Annotated in this window: 20 protein-coding genes and 1 pseudogene; 15 read left to right on the top strand and 6 right to left on the bottom strand. The window is 48.3% G+C overall.

The window, feature by feature from the left end; translation table 11 throughout:
* Positions 1-9 precede the first annotated feature (9 nt).
* On the bottom strand, positions 10-204 hold the full coding sequence (locus NIES2104_RS27510; protein WP_059002129.1) for a heavy-metal-associated domain-containing protein: 195 nt from the start codon (positions 202-204) through the stop codon (positions 10-12).
* 156 nt (positions 205-360) lie between these two features.
* Entirely contained in the window at positions 361-714 is a 354-nt protein-coding gene (locus NIES2104_RS31075; RefSeq protein ID WP_072218256.1) for a four-helix bundle copper-binding protein, read from the bottom strand.
* 337 nt (positions 715-1,051) lie between these two features.
* On the opposite strand from NIES2104_RS31075, the gene NIES2104_RS27505 reads away from it, so the two are divergent.
* Both NIES2104_RS27505 and NIES2104_RS27500 read left to right on the top strand, forming a co-directional pair.
* On the top strand, positions 1,052-2,047 hold the full coding sequence (locus NIES2104_RS27505) for a DUF4396 domain-containing protein (RefSeq protein WP_225895331.1): 996 nt from the start codon (positions 1,052-1,054) through the stop codon (positions 2,045-2,047).
* On the top strand, positions 2,048-3,334 hold the full coding sequence (locus tag NIES2104_RS27500; protein ID WP_059002128.1) for a multicopper oxidase family protein: 1,287 nt from the start codon (positions 2,048-2,050) through the stop codon (positions 3,332-3,334).
* 84 nt (positions 3,335-3,418) lie between these two features.
* Here NIES2104_RS27500 and NIES2104_RS27495 read toward each other — a convergent pair whose 3' ends face one another.
* Positions 3,419-3,751 carry a four-helix bundle copper-binding protein gene (locus NIES2104_RS27495; protein ID WP_059002127.1) on the bottom strand — a complete coding sequence of 111 codons (333 nt, stop codon included), beginning with the start codon at positions 3,749-3,751 and terminating at the stop codon, positions 3,419-3,421.
* Between the two features lie 258 nt (positions 3,752-4,009).
* Here NIES2104_RS27495 and NIES2104_RS27490 point away from each other — a divergent pair, with 258 nt between their 5' ends.
* Positions 4,010-4,696 (top strand): FAD-dependent oxidoreductase, encoded by a 687-nt coding sequence (locus NIES2104_RS27490; RefSeq protein ID WP_225895330.1) that lies wholly within the window; start codon positions 4,010-4,012, stop codon positions 4,694-4,696.
* Between the two features lie 171 nt (positions 4,697-4,867).
* Here the strand turns inward: NIES2104_RS27490 and NIES2104_RS27485 are convergent, their stop codons facing one another.
* Positions 4,868-7,324 (bottom strand): filamentous hemagglutinin N-terminal domain-containing protein, encoded by a 2,457-nt coding sequence (locus tag NIES2104_RS27485; protein WP_059002126.1) that lies wholly within the window; start codon positions 7,322-7,324, stop codon positions 4,868-4,870.
* Between the two features lie 188 nt (positions 7,325-7,512).
* Here NIES2104_RS27485 and NIES2104_RS27480 point away from each other — a divergent pair, with 188 nt between their 5' ends.
* The 7 genes from NIES2104_RS27480 (at position 7,513) to NIES2104_RS32025 (ending at position 16,445) form a co-directional block, all read left to right on the top strand.
* Complete coding sequence (locus tag NIES2104_RS27480; protein WP_225895329.1) at positions 7,513-8,244, top strand: FAD-dependent oxidoreductase; 732 nt, start codon at positions 7,513-7,515, stop codon at positions 8,242-8,244.
* 526 nt (positions 8,245-8,770) lie between these two features.
* The gene (locus NIES2104_RS27475; protein WP_059002125.1) at positions 8,771-9,598 is read left to right on the top strand and encodes a glutaredoxin; all 828 of its coding nucleotides are present in this window, start codon (positions 8,771-8,773) and stop codon (positions 9,596-9,598) included.
* A gap of 61 nt (positions 9,599-9,659) precedes the next feature.
* The gene (locus NIES2104_RS27470) at positions 9,660-10,445 is read left to right on the top strand and encodes a hypothetical protein (protein WP_059002124.1); all 786 of its coding nucleotides are present in this window, start codon (positions 9,660-9,662) and stop codon (positions 10,443-10,445) included.
* A gap of 45 nt (positions 10,446-10,490) precedes the next feature.
* A complete protein-coding gene (locus NIES2104_RS27465) occupies positions 10,491-11,771 on the top strand; it encodes an efflux RND transporter periplasmic adaptor subunit (protein WP_059002123.1) in 1,281 nt (426 codons plus the stop codon).
* A 26-nt stretch (positions 11,772-11,797) separates the two neighbouring features.
* Positions 11,798-14,806, top strand: coding sequence for an efflux RND transporter permease subunit (locus NIES2104_RS27460; RefSeq protein ID WP_082690153.1), 3,009 nt, complete (start codon positions 11,798-11,800; stop codon positions 14,804-14,806).
* A 186-nt stretch (positions 14,807-14,992) separates the two neighbouring features.
* Positions 14,993-16,258 carry an IS4 family transposase gene (locus NIES2104_RS27455; protein WP_059002359.1) on the top strand — a complete coding sequence of 422 codons (1,266 nt, stop codon included), beginning with the start codon at positions 14,993-14,995 and terminating at the stop codon, positions 16,256-16,258.
* Entirely contained in the window at positions 16,242-16,445 is a 204-nt protein-coding gene (locus tag NIES2104_RS32025; RefSeq protein WP_263971064.1) for an efflux RND transporter permease subunit, read from the top strand. The genes NIES2104_RS27455 and NIES2104_RS32025 overlap by 17 nt, the downstream gene beginning before the upstream one ends.
* A gap of 7 nt (positions 16,446-16,452) precedes the next feature.
* Here the strand turns inward: NIES2104_RS32025 and fldA are convergent, their stop codons facing one another.
* Positions 16,453-16,962, bottom strand: coding sequence for a flavodoxin FldA (fldA, locus tag NIES2104_RS27450; protein WP_059002122.1), 510 nt, complete (start codon positions 16,960-16,962; stop codon positions 16,453-16,455).
* A 292-nt stretch (positions 16,963-17,254) separates the two neighbouring features.
* Between fldA and NIES2104_RS27445 the strand changes: the two genes are divergently transcribed.
* From NIES2104_RS27445 to NIES2104_RS33125, 4 genes and pseudogenes are all read left to right on the top strand, one after another.
* Complete coding sequence (locus tag NIES2104_RS27445; RefSeq protein WP_059002121.1) at positions 17,255-17,956, top strand: DUF305 domain-containing protein; 702 nt, start codon at positions 17,255-17,257, stop codon at positions 17,954-17,956.
* Between the two features lie 66 nt (positions 17,957-18,022).
* A complete protein-coding gene (locus tag NIES2104_RS27440) occupies positions 18,023-19,687 on the top strand; it encodes an efflux RND transporter periplasmic adaptor subunit (protein ID WP_059002120.1) in 1,665 nt (554 codons plus the stop codon).
* A 39-nt stretch (positions 19,688-19,726) separates the two neighbouring features.
* A pseudogene (locus NIES2104_RS33845) lies at positions 19,727-19,870 on the top strand (TetR/AcrR family transcriptional regulator C-terminal domain-containing protein); the annotation flags it as partial.
* Between the two features lie 106 nt (positions 19,871-19,976).
* Positions 19,977-20,231 (top strand): DMT family transporter, encoded by a 255-nt coding sequence (locus NIES2104_RS33125; protein WP_225895328.1) that lies wholly within the window; start codon positions 19,977-19,979, stop codon positions 20,229-20,231.
* A 60-nt stretch (positions 20,232-20,291) separates the two neighbouring features.
* On the opposite strand, the gene NIES2104_RS27430 is transcribed toward NIES2104_RS33125, so the two are convergent.
* On the bottom strand, positions 20,292-21,185 hold the full coding sequence (locus NIES2104_RS27430; protein ID WP_059002119.1) for an oxidoreductase: 894 nt from the start codon (positions 21,183-21,185) through the stop codon (positions 20,292-20,294).
* 128 nt (positions 21,186-21,313) lie between these two features.
* Here NIES2104_RS27430 and NIES2104_RS27425 point away from each other — a divergent pair, with 128 nt between their 5' ends.
* The gene (locus NIES2104_RS27425; RefSeq protein ID WP_059002118.1) at positions 21,314-22,192 is read left to right on the top strand and encodes a LysR family transcriptional regulator; all 879 of its coding nucleotides are present in this window, start codon (positions 21,314-21,316) and stop codon (positions 22,190-22,192) included.
* The last annotated feature ends 87 nt before the right edge of the window (positions 22,193-22,279 follow it).

The following is a 22,279-nucleotide window of genomic DNA, read 5'->3' as shown; positions in this document are numbered from 1 at the left end:
TAGATAAACCTATGCAACGGTATAGCCTGCGTTCGTGACAGCTTCTTTAATGGTGTCTTCTGAAGCTTGGGTTTCGACGCTAACTTGCTTTGTTTTTGGGTCAGCACTGACTTGTGCTGTGGGGTCGATCGCTTTAATTGCAGTGGTAATCGTGTCGCTGCAAGCTGAACAAGCCATATTGGGAACCGTAAACTGAAAAGACATTGTTTAATCTTCCTTGAGGCGAGAAGTGAACTGTCTCTATCTTGAACCCTCTAGTGGGCTGGAGAGTCAAGCGATTGCCTCAAAGTATTCCTACAGAATGAGAAGAGGCTATCCCTACGCCTCAGAGACAGCCTCGATCGAGCCGCTCCAATTCAATTAAGCCATTGCTGCAGCCATTTGGCGACAAGCTTCAGCGCAACGGCGACAAGCTTCAGCGCATCGCTTACAGTGGTCGTGATCGTGTTTGTCACATTCAGCCGCACAGCGATCGCAAGCTTCAGCACAAACGCCACAGAGTTGAGCATGAAGATCAGAATTGCGAGCCATAAACCGAGCGCAAATATCGCAAGTATCCGCACAGTCGCGACAGGTCTTGATGCACTGAGCCATCATTTGCACCATGTCGCTATCGAGGCAGGCAGTTGCACAGGTTTCGCACTCGCGTAAACAATCAAGGCACGCTTCGATACAGGATTCGAGTTGGGATTGATGGGATTGGGTTGCAGTCATAATGAAACTCCTAGAATGTAAAGTTCAAAGAACTGTAGTTTCGTTCTTGGCTTTAACGGTAGAGAGTTGCTGGTAAGGTCGCCTCTAGCATCTGAAGTAAAATTTTCTGTGAAAGATCAAGACTATCGATGGAACGTCATTTCATGCTGATTTCATGTTCATCTGATATGTCCTTAAAATCTTCCTGATTCAATCGAAACACTTCATTCTTATTTCATCTTCGTGTATCAGGATAGTAATAGCAGCTTTAAATTTGTAGAAGTCTTTTGATCAGCAATCAAGTTTCAAAGAATCGTTTTTGCTGCTGAATCTCAATTTCCACTGTAGCAAGGTAAGTATGCGTTCTAAACTCGCTTTGTGGATAGTTTTGTTCACAGCCGCGATCGCAGTTGTCTTTCTCACTCCCAAACTGGGATCAAGTCAAAGCTCACCCAGCCCTCATCGCTTCATTGCTCAATCTCCGACGGATTCCAGTATGCCTGGAATGAAGATGCCTGAAATGACACCTTCGATCGCACCACAGCCTCAAAACGCGATGCTGATCGATCGGGTTTTGCTAGTTTGGTTTAGTCTGAGCGCGATCGCGGTCATTTACGTTGCTTGGGATGCCCTCACTCGCAATCCTGAACTTACCGTGATGAAATGGGGATGGATATTAGTGACACTCTACACCGGAGTCGTTGGGGCAGCCTTGTACATCTTGTCCTGCCAAGAGCCAGCCCCCGGAGAACACGAAGCGTTTGTTCGACCCTTGTGGAAGCAAACACTCGGATCAACCATTCACTGCATGGCAGGAGATGCAACAGGAATTATTGTCGCGGCTGCGATCACCGCAGCTTTGGGGCTACCGATGTGGCTGGATGTCATTTCTGAATATGTGTTCGGCTTTGCGTTCGGGCTATTGATTTTTCAAGCCTTGTTTATGAAAGATATGCTCGGTGGTTCGTACCTGAAAGCTGTTCGACGGTCTTTCACTCCTGAATGGCTTTCCATGAACGCGGTCATGGCGGGCATGATTCCGGTGATGGTGATTCTGATGAGTCGCGACATGACGGCAATGGAAGCGACCTCTCTTCGCTTTTGGGGCGTGATGTCATTGGCAACATTGGTTGGCTTGGTTGTCGCTTTTCCGGTCAATCTGTGGCTGGTTGCTGTTGGTCTAAAACATGGCATGGGAACAGTCAGAGCTTTGGGTAAGGGCGGTCATAGTTTGGCTACTGAACGAAACCGGATTGCTACAACTTCTGGTGAGATACCTGCACCGAATGCTTCTACCGATAAAGCGATTCACCCCGCATCTGAGCTTGATATGTCTGATAGGGAAGGAAGATAAATGAAAGTTCACTCGAATCAGTCATCTACAAATTCACATACTGGAATGGGTATGAAGCCAAAAGCGACGCGATCGCAGATTTTTGCGGTCATGCTTTTGACTTTGTTCGCGCTTGCGATCGGAATTCTAATCGCGGCTTTCTACGGTGATTTCAGCATGAGCGCTAAAAATGTGCCTCAATCCACAATGCCCGGAGTGAGTCAAGGCAATGAATCCATGCCGGGAATGAATATGAACGGGACAACTGCTCCTGCACCCGTTTCATCCCTACCTGCTGCGCCGATGAGTAGCGTTTCTCAAATGAATGGCTTCGTCATGCCACCTGGAATGATCATGACTGCTGATACGAGCATGAAAGCAATGGCAGACATGGCAGCCGTCGATTTAACCAAGATTGCCTACACCGCTCCTGCGGATGCACGAGGCGACCAGGTACTAGAACCTAAGCTAGAGAATGGTGTCAAGGTTTTTAATCTAGATGTCTCTCTAATTAAGTGGAACATCTTACCTGGAACACAAGTGGCTGCCTATGCCTTTAATCGTCAAGTTCCTGGTCCCCGAATTCAGGTGACAGAAGGCGATCGTATTCGCATGATCGTCAAAAACAATCTGTCTGAGCCAACGACGGTTCACTGGCACGGTATGATTGTGCCAAATAATATGGATGGACCTGCCGATGTAACTCAGAAACCGATCGCGCCTGGTGAAAGCTACACCTACGAATTCACGGTCAAGCAATCAGGTACTTATTTCTACCACTCGCATAAAGATGTCGATCGACAACAAACGCTAGGAATGTACGGCGCGTTGATTATTGAACCGAAGAAAGCGAATACTCCCGCCTTCGATCAAGATGTAACGGTTCAACTGCAAGAATGGACAGTGAAACAAGGCTACACTTTCCCCGCAATGCCGATGGAGGGTTTACTCCCCAACTTTTTTACCATCAATGGCAAAGCCTATCCTTCTACCGAAACAGTCAATGCTAAAGTCGGCGAAAAGATTCGCTTCCGCTTCATCGGGTCGAACAATGCGTTTATCCATCCGATGCACATTCATGGTGGACCTTTCAGAATTGTAGCAACCGATGGGAATCCGGTTCCAGTCGCTGCCCAGATCGAGAAAGACACGATCAATGTTGCACCAGGTGAGCGGTATGACGTAATTTGGACGGCGCGGGAGAAGGGAAAATGGTTACTGCATTGCCACATTGCTCACCATGCCACTAATGATAATGTTGAGACGCAGGGTGCAGGGGGATTAACAATGCTAATCAACGTCACCTAGAACAAACTTCACCGTAGTAAGAAAAGGTTGCCTATCTATCAAATGAAAGGCAACCTCTTTGAGTAGGACAGTTTGAGCAATATGCTAGGCAATTCCTGCGACGCTTGCCACTTTCTTATACTCCGCAGAAGCTTGGCGGCAAGCTTGGGCACATTTTTGACAGTGAGAATTGTCTGGGTACTTTTCACATTCCGCCGCACAAGCATCACAAATTTCAATGCAGGCGCGAACAACTTGAGGAATGAAGCGAGATCCACGGCTCATATAAGATGCCGAAGCCCAGCAGATTTGAGCGCAATCGGTACAGACCCGCGCACAGTCAGGCATCGCGCCTAAACAGGCATCTGCACAATGTTCACATTCGTAAGCACAATGAATTGCCGCATCGAGAATCGATTGATAGTTTTGGTGTGGCATCTGAATGTGTCTCCTGTTTAATTTCTAAGTTTGCTGTGTGCAATCTCGGTTTTAATCTAGAAGACCTAAACTACGATCGCGTCTCTCTATCGATAGGTAGACACGTCCTACCCCGCGATAGACCCTCATTTCACAGCTATCTCATTTTTCTATGCTGGATTGAATGCTATGAAAGCACTCGCTACGATCGTAATGACGAAGCTATCGTAGCTAAGGTTCAGCAGTAATCGTTCTCTTCACAATGGATTAGCAGATACCATGAATTTTGATTATGACTTGATTGTGATTGGAGCGGGTCCGGGTGGTCTAGCTGCATCGGAGCGAGCTGCTAGCTATGGCGCTAGAGTCGCGATCGTCGAACGTGGTCAAGTCGGTGGAACTTGTGTCGTTCACGGTTGTATTCCTGAAAAACTGATGACCTATGCTGCTAGCTTTTTGCAATTCTTTCAGAGCGCTGATGAGTATGGTTGGGGTAATGTCTCGTGTCAGTTTGATTGGTCTCAGTTCATGAAAGCTAAAGAGCAGCACATTCAGCATCTGAGCCAAGTCCACATCGAGCATCTACAAAAAGCAGAAGCGGAACTGATCGATGGACAAGCTCGGTTTTTGGATGCTCACACGTTAGAAATTGGCGATCGCCGAGTGACAGCCAATAAAATTCTGATCGCTGTGGGCGGAAATGCGGTTAAGCCAGATCTGCCCGGAATTGAGAATGCGATTACGACTCGCGAACTGCTAGACCTCAGTGATCGACCCGATCATCTCGTGATCGTTGGCAGCAATCATATCGCCGTGAAAGCAGCAGGCATTATGAACGCTTTGATTCCTAAAGTTACGCTGATTACGACAGAAACACAAATTCTTTCGGACTACGATGATGATCTGCGATCGACGATTCAAGCCGAACTTTCAAAGCTTGGGGGTCTATCGCATGAGTTATGCTAGGCGTTGAGAACCTTATCCTGAGATCGATGCAACCGCTTCTGACTCAGCTACTAGACATACCAGCACTAAAGCAGACCAAACCTAGACCAATGACTGCACGATTCACAGCTTTCTATTTCAAGAGAAAGGGTTCTGTAGAGTGCCCCCGCCCTGTTACGATCTCACTTCCTCCTAGCGATCACCTCCTGCACAAGTCGCAGTCTGCGTCGATGGTATAGGGCTTTCTGCAATCAGTTGAACTCTCCCACTGAGATCGCGTTTCCAAGTCGTGGCTTCCACTAATGGTAAAGTTGATTCAGCCCTGACAGATTGATTGCTTAGAGAGAGAGAACGCAGATCTGTCCAAGTGCGATGGCGACCTGCTGTTTGGTCAAGCGGATTCATTGGGATGCCCCCGCGTCCCGTCATCACAAAACTGCTGCCTTGATTCGAGGAACATCCTGCTGTCAGTTGTTGGGTTTGATCAATCAGGGTGTCTGAGAGTTCGACTAAGCCAGCGTTGGGGTCAACGCCAACATTGTTGACTTGAACAGTTCCNTTAATGCCAAATTNGGAACTGGCGGTGATGTCGCTGGCGGGTGTGAGGCGATCGCGGTTCTGCAAGCCAAAGATACCTTGAGTCGTGATGGCNATATTGCCCCCTTGCCCCCTGTCCGCATTCGCAACAATGTCACTGTTTCCTAATCCCAGCACGATCGGAGACTGAATCGTAATATTGCCGCCGTTGCCTGCTCCGCCTGCTGTTGCCGTAATCGAAGCGCGATCGCGCAGTAAGAGTGTTTGAGCCGTTAGGGAGAGGTTGCCGCCATCGCCGACCGCTGTCACCGCTGCGATCGTGCTGCCTCCGTTCAAGTAGATAGAGTTCGCATTGATGTTCAAAGTCCCAGCGTTTCCTAACCCCTGGTTATCAACCTTGACCGTCGCGCCATCTAGGATGCTCAACGATGGCGTGTTGAGGGTCAGACTGCCCGCTGCACCACTTGGGATCGGTGGCAATGCCAGGACTCGTTGAATTTCGGGAGAAACCACACTTGCCGCCGACGCGATTACACTCACCTCGGCCTCGCCGCTCAAAGACGGCACCCCCCCACTCACTTCGATCGAGCGAGTCGCAGTGATCTCCAAGCTGCCAGCATTGCCGCTCGCCAGCGTTGAGGTGTTGATATTGCCCCCACGAGTCACGCTTAATTCTTGGGTATTGATGCTCAATTTACCTGCGTTCCCTGCTCCTAAAGCAGCGACAGTCAATAGGCTAGGCTGTCGAGTGAGTGGACTAAAGCCATCAACCTTGACCGTATTGGCAACCACGAGCATATCTCCACCCCGTCCGCTGCCAAGGTTAGAAGATGAAATAATTGCACTATTGAGAACGAGGAGTTGATCCGCTGAAATCGTGAAGATTCCTGCATTGCTCTGACCCAATGTTGAAGCAGCAAGTCTAGTGCGGATTGTCGGATTGGTGTCGGCTTGTCCATCAAGTTGAATCGTAGATGCCTTGATTGCAACATTCCCCGCTTGACTTCTGCCAAAGGCTCTCGCGTGAACCATCGCTGTCTCCGATAGCCTGATCTGAGGAGCCACGATCGTCATGTCTGCCCCGGTTCCAGCAAAGACATCATTGATCACATAGCTACCAAACCTGCCGGATCGATCTAGTCCAGAGAGTTGAAAGGCTTCGGACGCTTTAATCTGAAAACTGCCGGGCGGTTGAGATCCCTGAGTCACCATGAGTGCGATCGAGCCATTGCGAATCTGAATCGTCTTGCCGACAAGCTGAAGAGCCGTGTTGCCTGCTCCACTTGCATCGAGCGACGATCGATTCGTGAGCGAAATATCTCGATCAGCTTGCAGGGAATCTGCATTCAAATCCCAGCCTTGAGCAACGGGTGCTAAGCTGACGCTGCCACTGCTACCACTGATGATCTCTAGCCTTCCCTGCGGGGCTGACAGAACGCCACCATCTAGCGTCACATTGCCTCCGACGAGTGCCAGAGTTCGATTCGGCTTGACCTGTAATCCTGATGTGGGTGGGCTGGTTCTAATTACGGGTGCATAAGTACTTGGCAATTGCAGCGTGTGTCCGGTTCCGTTAACCGCGATCGTACCTGGATTTCGCCCCATTTGCAGACCGATCGGCACACTCATCGTCAAGAGCGGTGCAATACTCGGATCTGCTGCAAACTCTGCACCATCGACAAACTTGACACTGGTAGCAGTTGTGCCAATGAACGATCCACCGATGTCGAGTCGAGCATTTGTCCCAAAGAGGATGCCATTGGGATTGAGGAGAAATAAACTCACTGGATTGATGCTGTTACTGGTTTTGATTAGTCCATCAATGCTAGAAACATTGCTACCAGTTACTCGACTAAGAATCGTGGAAATATTAGGCGTGTTAACCAGATCAAAAGTGGCAGAACCGCCTGTTGGAATCGAGAATTCGCGGAAGCTATGGAAAAGGTTGCTGCCTGCTGCGGTGCCATTGGTGATGGTGAAGTCACGATTGTTTGAAGTATTGACGATCGTATTCAGTGTTCTATCCGGTACGACGGTTTGAGCCGAACTGAGATCGACACTGACTATCAACCCCATCCCCATCAATCCCAAACTGAGCCAAGTACGATTCATCTCGTTTCACTTTCTCGAAACATTACTTGATAGGATGCCCTTAAAGAGAAGTGAATGCTTTATTTCAGGTTTAAGTAAATAAAATTTGGATGAATTTTAAGTTAGAGCAAACGTAATGTAGAATCCTCTTTTCTTAAACCCATCAGCCTTTCAAGCAACGAGAACCGCACGAGGTTACGCTATCTCGTTTGCTGGCACTTAGATTCTACCTCTGCATAATTCAGGCGATAGACCCGCTTGGGTTTCAGATTCTATGTCGATCGCAAGTGCAAAAACTTGAGCGCGAACAGTCCTGTATCAATATTAGTCTCTCTGGTGAAGTAGATAAGATTTCTGCGACGACGGTTGTTTGGATTGAGGAGCGCACGCCTAACTTAGATGAACTCAACTTAGAGCAGATTAATATTGACCTCGATCGAGGCGCAATTGCTGTTGATGGATATAGTTGCACCTCGCAGCCCAATATTTTCGCTGTTGGAGACTGTACCCTCCGCCCACATTGGACTCCGGTTGCGATCGCATCCGGGCGTGCATTTGCTGATACCGAATTTGGTAATCAGACTTGTGCTGTTAGCTACAAGAATATTCCTGCTGTCATCTCGACAAAACCTGAAGCCGCAACAATCGGATTGAGCGAAACGCAAGCCCGCGAGAAGTTTGGGAATGCGGTTCGATGCTACCGCAAAACGTTTCAACCGTTATTTAATCTCATCGGGGAATCAAAGCAAGAAGCATTGCTCAAACTTGTGATTGATCAGCACTCCGACCGAGTTTTAGGCGCTCACATGGTGGGTGAATATGCAAGTGAGATTATTCAAATGGTTGCGCCTGCGATGAAAGCAGGAGTCACCAAGAAGCACTTTGATCAAGCGATCGGCATTCATCCCTCGCTAGGAGAAGAGTTTTTCACTATGCGTTAAAACAACTCATCACATTGCTCTGGGTCTTAACCCAAATCCGTACTGCTCATCCTCCAAGTTTTTGCTCTAGCTGAGTAACCCAGGCTTTAATACGATCGCCGCTCAAGTCTGATTGAGTATCTCTGTCGAGGGCAAGTTCAACAAACTCTCCGTCCCGTCTGCTTTTGATTCCACCTTTCTGCCACTGAAATCAATCTCGTCTAACTAACTGTTCAAAGAAAAGAAGTAAATGACAAATCTCGTTTCTCTACCTATCGATGGGTAGAGCGCAATTTTACCCGTAAGAATGTGGCTTGAAATTACTGAAAGGCTACAAAAAAGGCGATCGCTACTGTTTCAAAATTCTTTGAAATACCCCTTGACTCTCCAGTTGACCAGACACTTTACAGTAATAAGCAGTTGAGAAAAGAATCTTGGTTCTGCAAGTGTACGGCGCTTTGAAGCATCACACATTTGCAGATCGGAAACCGCGATCATTCTCTGAAGCTTTCAATACTACTCCCTAACTATTTTTGAGAGATTTGTCATGACGATGCTGAACAGTAAAACAGCGGAAACGAACGCAAGGAATGTCAAGATTTATCGGATGTCAATGCCTGAGCATGAGTGCCCTTGGGGGCTTCGAGCGATCAAGCTACTTCAAGAGCAAGGCATCGAATTTGAGGATGTGAAACTGCGATCGCGTGAAGAAGTCGATCAATTTAAAGCAAAACATGGGGTTGCAACGACACCTCAGATTTTCTTTGGTTCAGATCGAATCGGAGGCTATACCGATCTCGCAGAACGGCTGAAAGTCGAAGCTGAAAAAGCTGAATATTCTTACACACCAGTCGCCGCAGTCTTCTCAACGGCTGGATTAATAGCACTAGCAACATCGCTTGGAATTCCTGGATTTATGGGTTTTTCACTCTCGATGCTAGCTTCTCTTAAGCTGATGGATCTGAATTCGTTTTCTGAGAGTTTCGAGAAGTATGATCTCGTCACCAAGCGCTTTAAGCCTTACGGAAAGATCTACCCGTTTGCTGAGTTGTTGATCGGACTTGGATTTCTGTCTGGTGTTGCACCGTTGGCGACTGGCATTAGCTCATTAGTTGTCGGGGTTAGCGGAGCAGTTTCAGTGTTCAAAGCAGTTTACATCGATAAGCTGGCATTGAATTGTGCTTGTGTGGGTGGCAATTCTAAAGCACCGTTGGGTGTCGTGAGCTTTGCTGAGAACGCGATCATGGCGGTAATGGGCGGAATGTTGACCTTCTCTTCATTGTCAGAGGCGAATATTCAGCCGATGAGAGCTTTGGAAACATTGTCGCCCGCCGTTGTACAGGTGCAAGAAAGCAAGCCAAATCAAGCACAGTAAGCTTCGTTGTCTTATCAAAGAAACTTCAGGAAATTAAAGTCATTGTTGGAGGATTAGAGTCATGACCGTACATCACAATGCAACGATCGAGATTCAGCGACTCGCTTATTACATTGAGTTTGAATCTAAGCCTATTCACATTCAAGCAGGTGAACCCGTAGAACTGGCATTCACAATTCGGAACTCGAATGGGGAAATTGCACAGGATCTAAAGATTGTGCATGAGCAAGCGATTCATTTGCTCGTTGTTTCTGAAGATCTCAGCGAGTTCTATCATTTACATCCAGAGCAAGAAGCAGAGGGTCGGTTTCGTCTTGTCTACACTTTTCCGCAAGCAGGACAATATCGGCTTTATGCGGATTACACGCCGATTAATTCTGATCAAATTGTAGATCAACTGAACCTACACATTGCTGGAGAAGCACGAGCAGCGATCGCACTGATTGAAGATGACATCCTGACTAAAAGCGTGAACGGCTTGCGATTCACCCTGACAGCGAACCAACCATTACGCGCAGGTGAAGCAATCATGCTCGATTTTGCGGTTGAAGATGAGCAAACTCATCAGCCCGTGACTGATCTTCAACCCTATTTGGGCGCTCTCGCTCATTTCGTTATCATCAGCGAGGACGGCAGCGAGTTTCTGCACGTTCATCCAATGGATCATCATGAGCCTTCGATCTCCAGTCATGCAGATTCTTCGACGGATCACGCTTCTCACTCTAGCACCTCCCAAATTAGTGCCCATACTCGCTTTCCTCGCGCTGGACTGTACAAAATTTGGGCGCAGTTTCAACGTCGTGGGCAAGTGATCACAGTTCCTTTTGTGGTGCGAGTTGCTGAGTAATCCAATCGCTTTTCAAAAGCAAGCTGTTTATCGAACAATCAAATCATGGATTCATCTAACTTTTCAGCCACAGATTCGCCCTCTGAAAAGGTATCTCGCTCTCGTCGCGCTCGTATGTGGTGGCTGCTTGGATTATTGTTGCTTGGTGGCGGAGGTTTAGGAGTTTGGCAAGTTCTGGCAAGGCGGGAGCCAGTTCCAACTACTGCCCCGCCGCCTTCAATGCCTGTTAAAACTCTAACCCTACAATCGCGCCTGCTGCAAGAACGATCGGAGTTGATTGCCAATCTGCGATCGCGTCGTTCTGTCACGCTGCGTCCCCAGATTCAAGGACGAGTCACCCGTATTCTTGTTACGCCAGGAGCGCAGGTCAGCGCTGGAACGGTTTTAGCTCAAGTTGATCCGGCTCAACAACAAGCAGCCGTCAACAGTAATAGTGCAGCAACCGAATCGGCTCAGGCAGAAGTGGCGACAGCTAGAGCGACCTTGCGATCGCTCGAAGCAGAACAGCGATCGAAACTATCTGATGTGAAGCTGGCTCAACAAGACTACAACCGTTATTCTCAGTTAGCAGCAGCAGGCGCAATTTCACAGCAAACTCGTGATCAGTATGCCAATCGACTAGAAGTGGCGAGAGCAAGTCTCGGCGCGGTTGAAGAACAAACTCAAGCACAGCAGGCAACGGTGCTTCAGGCAGAAAAAGGGGTGCAAGAAGCGCGATCGCGCACTCAGGAACAGCAAGTTCAGCTTCAGTTCTTTCAAATCACAGCGCCCTTTCAGGGAACAGTGGGAGAAATTCCCGCAAAGGTTGGCGATCTAGTCGATCCTTCGACTCAGATCGTGACGATTGTTGATAATACTGCACTAGAAGTCAATTTCTCAATTCCAGCCGAGCAGGTTTCTCAAGTAAATATCGGAGATTTAGTTGAGCTAGTAGATAATCGCGGACAGCGCTTGGGAACGAGTCGCGTGTTCTTCATTGCTCCGAATACAACAGGGACAACTCAATCGATTTTAGTGAAAACGTTGATTGATAATCCTGATGGGCGTTTGAGAACTGAACAGTTTGTTCGAGCGAGAATCATCCAAAGTCAGCGTCCGGGTGTCGTTGTTCCCACAACAGCCATAACACGGTTAGGCGGAGAGGCTTTTGTGTATGTCGTTGAGCCTGCTCAATCTGGCTTTGTGGCACGACAGCGACTCTTGAAATTAGGCGCGATCGAGGGTAACGATTATCAAGTTCTGGATGGTTTGCGTGCAGGAGAAAGAGTCATTGTGTCTGGTGTGCTGGCGCTTAGGGATGGAATGCCAATTACACCTGAATCTTAAATTATCCACTCACCTGAATAAGCTGTATGTTTGCTGATTTTTTCATCAAGCGACCTGTTTTCGCGATCGTCACCGCTTTAGTGATGGTCGTCGTCGGACTTGTTAGCCTGCCTACTCTACCTGTTGAGCAATATCCAGATATCAGTCCCGTTCAGATTACAGTAACGGCAAGATATACGGGTGCAAATGCCCAAGTCGTCGAGGACACGGTAACAACCATCTTAGAACGTCAAATTAACGGCGTTGAAGGCATGAGATACATGGCTTCGACGAGCAGTAATGATGGAACGAGTACGATCGTAGTCACGTTTCAGCAAGGCTATAACATTGATGTAGCGGCATCGGATGTTCAGAATCGAGTGCTGCAAGTTCAAGCCCAACTGCCACAAGTAGTTCAGCAAACTGGAGTCAGCGTCTCGAAGCAATCAACAGCGATCGTTCTCGCAATGGCACTTTACAGCGAAGGCGATCGCTACAATGACACTTTTATCAGCAACTATGCCGATCTTTACATCCTAGACGCTCTGCGACGAATTAAGGGCGTGGGCAACATTCTAACCTTCGGTGAACGACGTTATGCAATGCGCGTTTGGCTCGATACCAATCGTCTTGCCAGTCGAAATCTGACAGCTCAAGATGTGATTAATGCCCTGAATCAGCAAAACATCCAGCTTGGGATTGGGAGCATTGGACAGCCGCCTGTTTCAAACGAGCAACTGTATCAGATTGACTTGCAAACAAGCGGTAGATTGAGAGAGCCGACAGAGTTTAAAGAAATTGTGCTGAAAGCCGAGGCAGATGGAACATTGGTTCGGCTCAAGGATGTTGGGCGCGTTGAACTTGGAGCCGAAAACTACAGTTCATTTACCAGCTATCGGGGTCGTGTCTCTGTTGGGTATCAGGTGATCCAGATTCCAGGCAGCAATGCTCTGAATATTGCCACAGCAGTCAAATCAGAGATGGAGCGGCTTTCTAAAAATTTTCCGCCTGGACTGACTTTCGATATTCCGTATGATTCTTCTCTATTCATCGAAGCATCGTTTCAGGAAGTAGTCAGAAGCTTATTTGAGGCAATTATTCTAGTTGTGTTGGTGATTTTCGTGTTCCTGCAAGACTGGAGAACCACGATTATTACGGCGATCGTGATCCCAGTTTCGCTGATCGGAACATTCATTTTTGTCAAAGCCTTTAACTTCTCGCTCAACAGTCTGACACTCTTTGGATTAACGCTTGCGACTGGCATGGTGGTAGATGATGCGATCGTCATCGTTGAAGATGTGACTCGATTGATTCAGGAGAGAAATTTGAGTCCGTTTCGAGCGACGATCGAGGCGATGCGTGAACTATTTGGGGCAGTGATTGCAACTTCGCTGGTTTTGATGGCGGTCTTTATTCCAGTTGGCTTTTTCCCAGGTGTGACAGGTCAGTTGTACAAGCAGTTTGCATTGACGATCGCGTTTTCGGTTACGATTTCAACCATCAACGCTTTAACGCTAACGCCTGCGCTCTCTGCTTTATTGCTGCTCCGACGACAACCTAGACCGAGCGGTTGGTTAGGGTGGCTTGCGGCTCGTTTCAATGGGTTTTTAGACTGGTCACGTCGAGGATATGCTCAGGTGTTAGAAAAACTAACGCGCATCAGAGCGATCGTCATGGTAGTCTTTACTGCATCTTTGGGTGTCACAGCTTGGCTTTATCTATCACTACCTCAGTCATTCCTACCGGAAGAAGATCAAGGCTACTTCATCAATCTGATTCAGGGAGCCGATGGAACCTCTTTGAACTATACAAAGCAAATTGTCGATCAAGCAGAACAGCAACTTCTCAAGGTTCCAGAAGTTCGAGCCACTTTTGCAGTCGGAGGCGTGGGATTTAGTGGAAATGCTCCAAATCGTGGGTTTATGTTCGCACCGCTTAAGTCTTGGGATGAGCGACAAAACCCAGATCAGAGCGTTTCCGGGCTTCTGAATCGTGTCAGAGCAGGATTGATGTCAATTCCTCAAGCTCCGGTTTTGGCGGTTAATCCACCCACAATTCAAAGTTTAGGCAGCGTTGGCGGATTCGTGTTTCAACTGCAAGACCGCAGCGATCGCACCACCACCGATCTCCAAAAGCTCGATCAAATCAAATCCCAGTTAGTTCAGAAAGCAAATCAGACACCTGGACTACAATCCGTGTTCAGTACCTATACTGCTAACGCACCGCAACTTTTATTAGAAGTCGATCGCGCTAAAGCGGAAGCATTACAAGTCTCAGTTGATGAAATTTTTAGTACTTTGCAAGCATACATTGGCTCTCGCTATGTGAATGACTTTAATGCGTTTGGTCGAATCTATCGTGTGTATGTTCAAGCCGATCAGCAGTTTCGATCGACTCCAGAAAGTATCGAGCAACTGTACGTGCGATCGCGTCGAGGTGAAATGATTCCACTAAAAACTTTAGTCACGCTTGTTCCAACGACTGGAGCGCAAACGATTAATCACTACAACTTGCATCGATCAATTGAGATCAACGGAACAGCCGCACCGGGATTTAGTTCTGGGCAAGCCATTCAAGCCATGCAGAAACTAGCGGCTGAAATTCTTCCACCTGATACGGGATTTGAATGGTCGGGGATTTCGCTGGAAGAACTCGAATCCGGAGGACAAGCACCAATCATTTTCGGTTTAGGAATTTTCTTTGTGTTCCTTGTACTAGCAGCGCAGTACAACAATTTTATTGACCCTTTAATTATCATGCTGTCTGTGCCACTTGCGGTTCTCGGTGCGCTGTCGGCTCAAGCATCGAGAGGATTATATAACGATGTATACTGCCAAGTTGGGCTAGTGATGCTGATCGGACTTGCCAGCAAAAATTCAATTCTAATTGTGGAATTTGCTAATCAACTGCGATCGCAAGGGCGCTCTTTAGTTCAGGCAGTCGTAGAAGCTGCTCAAGAACGATTGCGCCCGATTTTGATGACAGCTATCTCAACCTTGCTCGGAAGCTATCCCTTGTTGATAGCGACCTACCGTGTATACACAAGTAGATTGTAAACTGGTTGCAGTGTGATGGGAGGTCAAACCCGTGATGGACAATCCGATATTGATTCACGCACAAGCGCTCAAGGGCGCGGCTTTTGGGGATAAACGCCTGGAAAAAAGGGGGCAGCCTTATACGAAGCGATTTGTCAGCACCAATCGGTGAGTATTCGCGCGATTAGTCGCAATTGGGCAGAGCAGATGGGATACTACCGCTTTCTGAACAACGACGAGGTGACGGCTTCGGAACTCAGCATGAGTTTGGCACGACATTGCCAGACTCAGGTGGAAGGGCGGCATATCTTGGCAATCAGCGACAGTAGCGAGATCAATTTGCAGGCTCATGCAGGACGGTGCAAGCCAGAGAACTTAGGGAGCGTGGGGAACAACGATGGATTGGGCTTTTGGCTACATCCGACCTTAGCCGTGGATGCCGAAAGTGGATTTCCGTTCGGACTGAGTGCGGTGCAGATCTGGCATCGTGAGGTAGAGCGACTAGATAAAACACAACGACGCTACAAACAATTGCCGATTGAAGCCAAGGAGTCGTACAAATGGATTAAATCTGCGGTCAGTAGTCAGCCGCATTTTGAGTCTGGCGGAGCAGTACAAGTCACCTACATCGGCGACCGAGAAGCTGACATTTATGAAGAATGGTTTGATGTGCCGCAGTTGGGAGCGCAGTTGTTAGTGCGAGTCGGACAAGACCGAACGCTCGTGGACAAGAGCAATAAACTTTCGGTCGAGGTGGCACAACAATCCGTGCAAGGCAGCTATCCGGTTGTTGTGCCAGAAGACAAGCGATTGAAACGTCCGGCACGAGAAGCATTCATGAGTGTCCGTTATGGTCGAGTCAGGATCCAGCGACCGAAGCGCCTGAGCGGCGAGGTGTATCCTGCCTCAGTCACGCTTTGTGTGGTGGATGCTCAAGAAGTCAGTCCTCCTGCGGGCACCGAACCCTTGCATTGGTGCTTGCTGACCACTCACAGCGTCGAAACCTTGGAACAAGCCTTGCAAGTCCTGAAATGGTATCAATGGCGGTGGCGCATTGAACAGTTATTTGCCATCCTCAAGCAAACTGGACTCGATATTGAAGCCACTCAACTCGAATCCGCTCAAGCGATTCAAGCGCTCTGTGTTTTAGCCCTCTCAGCATCCGTGCGGGTTCTTCAGTTAGTGGAAGGACGCGACGATGCTACTCAGCCTGCTGCTGTTGTTTTCCCCCTTGACCAACAACAGTGTTTAGTCCAGCTAGCATGCACCTTGCAAGGACGCACTCGCAAACAGCAAAATCCGCATCCGCCCCAGACCCTAGCTTGGGCTGCTTGGTGCATTGCCCGGTTAGGGGGATGGACGGGCTATAGCAGTCAGCGTCCTCCAGGAATTGTAACGATGCTGCGAGGACTACAGCAGTTTGACTCCTTTTTTGCGGGATGGAGTTTCAATCGAGATGTGTATACACAGTAGGTTGATAGCGACTGGGGCTGGAGCCGCCAGCCGCCGATCACTCGGTACAGCAGTATTTGGCGGAATGTTTGTGGCAACGTTTTTGAGTTTATTTGTTGTTCCTATTTTGTACATCGTGGTGAAATCGATAGAATCCAAGCTAACGGGAGTGAAGCATCGCAACCCCGAATCGATCGAGCCACTGTAGTATCGGATCAAGCATTAAGCTCTTGTTTGAGTTGAGCAACCCAGGTTTTGATCCGATCGTCACTCAAATCGGATTGATTATCTTCGTCGAGGGCAAGTCCAACAAACTTTCCATCCCGCACCGCTTTCGATTCGGTAAAGTCGTAGCCTTCGGTTGACCAGTATCCGACCGTTTCGCCACCTTGCTCAGAAATCTTTTCTTCTAAAATGCCCATCGCATCTTGAAACGAATCGGCATACCCAACCTGATCGCCTTCACCGAAGTAAGCTACCTTTTTTCCACCGAAATCGATTTCATCTAACTGCTCAAAAAAGTTATCCCAGTCGTCTTGCAGTTGACCGACATTCCAGGTTGGGCAACCAATGATAATGACTGAATACTTCTCAAAATCACTTGGCTCTGCGCGAGAAATATCATACAAATCGATCGCATCTTGTCCAAACGCTTGCTGAATTGTTTCTGCTGCTGTTTGCGTATAGCCTGTCTGTGTTCCGTAAAATAATCCAACCTCTGCCATATCATCTCCCTCCAATGATAGTACTTCAGCTTGAACTTAAAATCTTCAGGTTAAGCTTAGATAGAGATTAATGCGGTAGCTTCCCTCTGATGAAAGACTCAAGATTTCTAGCATTAGGCGTAGCTCAGTTTCATCTTGATTTCATTTTTCTATGCTGTCTTGAATGAATGGGCGGTTAGTGCTACACCGAAGGCAAGAAATCCGCTCAAACTGCGGTCTACTGCCCTTGACTCTCCAGCCTGCTGGATAGTTCAGAATAAATGAAGATATCAATCAATTTTGTAGGTCAAGTATGAATCGCTCAACACTCAAAACAGGATTACTCGGACTCTCAATCGGCGCGATCGTTGCGATGGGAGGACTGTCAGCTTGCTCAAATTCTGCTCAAAATTCAACCTCCGATCAAAATCCGACTGCTACGGGTTCACCAATGGCAGGAATGCCAGGGATGGATCATGGCAATATGCAGCATGGCAACATGATGATGAACATGGATTTAGGAGCAGCCGATGAGAACTTTGATTTGCGCTTTATCGATGCAATGGTTCCCCATCACCAAGGAGCCGTAAAAATGGCGCAAGAAGCATTACAAAAATCGAAGCGTCCTGAAGTCAAGAAGTTAGCTCAATCGATCATTGCGGATCAGGACAAAGAGATTGCTCAAATGCAGCAGTGGCGGAAAACTTGGTACGCGAGTGCCGCTAACACCCCGATGGCGTGGGATAGTAAGACGAAAAGCATGATGCCAATGACTCAGGATCAGATGAACGGCATGATGATGAACATGGATTTGGGGGCAGCCGATGATCAGTTTGACCTGCGCTTCATCAACGCCATGATTCCGCACCATGAAAGCGCGATCGTCATGGCGAACGATGCCAAACAAAAGTCGAAGCGTCCTGAAATTCAGAAGCTAGCAACCACGATCATCTCTTCTCAACAAGCCGAAATCGATCAGATGAAACAGTGGCGCAAAGCTTGGTATAACCAATAGCGGATTTCATTCCTGTTTCACATTTAGCTGTCACACTAGAGAGTTAATGACCTGTTGGGATTCATCATGCCGAGTCTTGCTGTTTCTGTTTCCATCTCGATTCGCCGTCTTTCGGCTACAGTGCTGACACTAGGAGCGTTAGTAGGAAGTCCTGCGCTTGTGTTCGCGCATGGTGGGCACGGTAACGAATTTAAGGGTGGATCAACGCAATCATCAGGCAGCGTTCAAGTCGATGCAGCAACAGCCCAGCGACTCGGCTTCAAGGTAGAATCTGTGATGCGGCAGCGATTGGCATTTGGCATCAAAACAACTGGACAAATCGAAACGCTGCCAAATCGCCAAGTTGAAGTCACAACTCCAGTGGGTGGAACCCTGTTACGGCTGCTCGTTAAGCCCGGTGATATCGTCGCAGCAGGGCAACCGTTAGCAGTGATGACCAGTCCAGATTTAGCTCAGTTAAGAACCACAGCGTTCGATCGACGCAGTGAGGCAACTGGCGCAGTTCAACAAGCAGAGGCAGATTTACAACTGGCTCAAGAAAACCTTGATCGACAACGTACCATCACTGATCAAGAAGTTCGACAGGCAAAATCGGCGTTTGATTTCGCTCAAGAAGCATCCACTAAAGATCAGCAGTTGGCTCAAACAGGCGCACTGCCGCGACGGACAGCGCTCGAATCGGGCACGAAACTGGCAGAAGCTCGCGCCAATTTATCAAAGGCAGAAAGTCGCTTAGCTGTATCGGAAGCTCAGGCACAATTAAAGCGGGCGCAATCCGCATTAGAGGTGGCACGATCAAGGGTGCAACTGAGCGGACAGGCTTATGAAACTCGTCTGCGCCAACTCGGAGCCAACGCTAACGAAGATGGCACGATTACGATTACGGCTCCGATTTCCGGTGCGATTGCCGATCGAGAAGCGACTCCCGGAGAATCGGGACAGGATGCGGGAAAGAGAATTTTAACGATCGTCAATGGCAGCAGTGTGCAAGCATCCGGCAACATCTACGAAAAAGATCTGAATCAGATCCGAGTCGGGCAGTCTGTGCGAGTTAAAGTCAATGGGTTAGCCGATCGCAGTTTCAATGGGCGAATTAGCGTGGTCGGTTCAACCGTACAAGGTGAAACTCGTGTTGTGCCTGTGAAAGTGGAACTAGACAACGCAGATGGCGCGTTAAAGCCGGGAATGTTTGCGGAGATCGAAGTACTGACCGATCGTACTCCGGTGTCTGTGTTAGCCGTTCCGAAATCAGCGATCGTCGAAACCAACGATAAAAAGAAAATTGTCTTTGTGCAGAATGGCAATGCTTTTCAAGCCACAGATGTCACACTTGGACGAGAATCTAGCGACTTTGTTGAAGTCACGAACGGGTTATTCGATGGAGATAAGGTTGTAACACAACGCGCTCCGCAACTGTACACGCAATCCTTACGAGGAGATACCAAGGCGGACGCAGGACACAGCGAAACGCCTACTACAACCGCTCAAGCCTCAAATTCTTTACCTTGGTGGCTAATCTTACCTGCGGGGGGTGCGATCGCAGTAGGAACCTTCTGGGCAGGTACGGTCTGGTCGTCGCGTCGTCAGCGTCGGCTTCAGCCTGCTGTAGAAAATGCAACTCCTCATGAGGCTGAAATTTACTTTCATTCCAACGGTAGTGGCTCGAAGTCAAGCGCAATCCAGCCTCAAGTAGAGATTTTAGATACTGATCATAATCCTCATCAGAACTAACTTCTGTGTAATCCCTCTGACATTGATTCAGAGTTTGGCATGATGTTTCTCGATTTCATCAGTTGCTCAGAGGTGATTCAGTTTAATCGATTAATGATGAGTGTGGTATCACAGCATCCTCAAATGGTGCAACGGTTCTTTCAAACGAGTTCTGCAACTATCTATGCTGCACTTGCTAATTTGTTGGTCAAGCTGCTATGGCAGAGCAGCCTCGCTTGTCATTTGCTTGCTGTCGTGGTACTCATTTCCTGCAACCACTGCTCTAGCCCAAACCTCATGGCGGATGTGAATGGGTGGGTGCTTGGGCACGTTGTACGTTTGGTCAACGATTTTCGCGACACCGAGAATTGGAGTGGCATTTGCATTAGGGTTAACGATTGTAGGTCAGATGATTGCGGCTCTGTTTCTCGATCATTACGGTGCGAGCGCGTACCCGCGTAGCGAAGCTATCGATCTGACGAAATATGCTGCCAGTCCAACTCGAATTGCCGGAGTCGTGTTCGTTGTCTTGGGCGTTTCCTTAGTTGCTTATGCGAAGCGATGACGGGGTGATCTGCTGATCAGGGGAGTACAAAGAATGCACCGTAATGATCGAATAATTAGCTCAGAGCTTAGCTACACCAATGATGACCTCACTGCTGCTATCTGTGTAATCAGTACTGACAGTTACCCCCTGCCAAGCCTCCAAATCCGTTTTCACCTGCTCTAGTTTCTCCTGAATCAGCTTCATGGCATCTATGCCTAATGCCAGTCGCATTGGAGGACGAGGACTTTCCACAGCTTGAATGATCGCTTGCGCCGCTTTCGTTGGATTGCCAGTTTGCTGACCATCCATCTTCTTGAACCACTGCAATGACGCACCGCTTACCCCAGCATAGGCATCAATGGAGTGTTCGGCTGCTGCCAGAGAACGTCCGTTAAAATCGGTGCGAAATGCTCCAGGTTCAATTAAGGTAACTCTGATTCCAAAGGATTCAACCTCTCTAGCTAGAGCTTCAGACGTACCTTCCAGAGCAAATTTAGCACCACAGTAGAGGCTGCTTCCACCGAATCCGACGAATCCTGCTGTGGAGGACAGATTCACAATGTGACCGCTGCCTTGCTGACGCATCACAGGCAAGACCGCTCGCATCAGACGGAGTGCCCCAAAGAAGTTGGTTTCAAAAAATTGGTGAATCTGATCATCGCTAACTTCTTCAAGTGCGGCAATCAATCCATGACCCGCATTGTTGACTAGCACATCAATTCGACCAAAGGTAGCGATTGCGGCATCAACTGCTGCTTGGATGTCTTGAGATGCTGTGACATCCAGCCGAATCGCCTTTGCGGTTTCTGGATAGTGCTTAATCAAAGCGTGAAGTTGCTCTGGTTTGCGAGCAGTCGCCAGCAGGAAGTCGCCCTGCTTCAACACCGCTTCTGCCAAGGCACGTCCGAACCCTGTTGAACATCCGGTAATTAACCAAACTTTAGAAGCGACGCGATTTTTATCTAAGTTCATTTGTTTCCTCCAATACAGTTAAAGCGCAACTGTGATTCTGTAACTTACTTTCCACGTTAAGCAGCTCCAATAAATATGTCCAATACGATTTTTGTCTTAGACTAAGACTTAAAACCTATTAATCAGCAATGGAACTTCGACACTTGCGGTACTTCGTGGCGGTCGCTGAGGAACTTCATTTTGGTCACGCCGCCCAACGACTCCAAATCGCTCAGCCGCCGCTCAGTCAACAAATTCGTCAACTCGAACAAGAACTCGGTGTCGAGTTGCTGTATCGAACGAAGCGAACCGTTCGACTGACTGAAGCAGGACAAGCCTTCTTACAGCAGGCACGACAGATTCTCGTGCAATCTGAGCAAGCGATCGAGGTTGCCCAGCGTGCCAGTCGCGGTGAAGTGGGTCGGTTAGCGATCGGATTTGTGGGATCTGCCACATGTAGCCTACTACCTGATGTCGTGCGGTCATTTCGCCGTCAGTTTCCTGATGTTCGGTTGCTGCTGCATGAAATGACCACGAGCGAGCAACTTGAAGCACTGCACGACGATCGCATTCAGATTGGCTTTCTCTGTCCGCCCATCAATGATGCTGAACTCAGCGTGGAAACGGTTTTACAAGAATCGTTCGTGGCGGTCTTGCCAGAGGTACATCCGCTTGCGACTCAAACCCAACTGTCATTAGCATCACTTGCCGAGGAGTCCTTCATCTTATCTCCACGTCATCTAGGAAGCGGCTTTCATGATCAGATTATCCGGTTATGTCAGCAAGTAGGATTTATGCCCCAAGTCACTCAAGAAGCGATTCAGATGCAAACGATCCTTAGCTTAGTGGCAGCGGAATTAGGGGTTGCGCTTGTTCCAGCTTCGCTCCAGACTTTGCAACGAGCCGGGGTCGTCTACAAACCGCTTGAAGGCCAAACGCTCGATGTCGAGCTGGCAATGGTTTGGCGAAGTGCAAACTCTTCGCCCGTGCTTCACCAATTTCTAGCGCAATCAAGAGCCGTTACATAATCTAGTGCAACATTTCACCAAGTCATGCTGTTGAGACTGATCGAAACGCTTGTAATCTCTCAATTCATAGATGCGCCCGGTTTCATC

The sequence above is a fragment of the Leptolyngbya sp. NIES-2104 genome, from assembly GCF_001485215.1.
Classification (GTDB): Bacteria; Cyanobacteriota; Cyanobacteriia; order Leptolyngbyales; family Leptolyngbyaceae; genus Leptolyngbya.
This window is presented reverse-complemented; position numbering and strand designations above follow the sequence as displayed.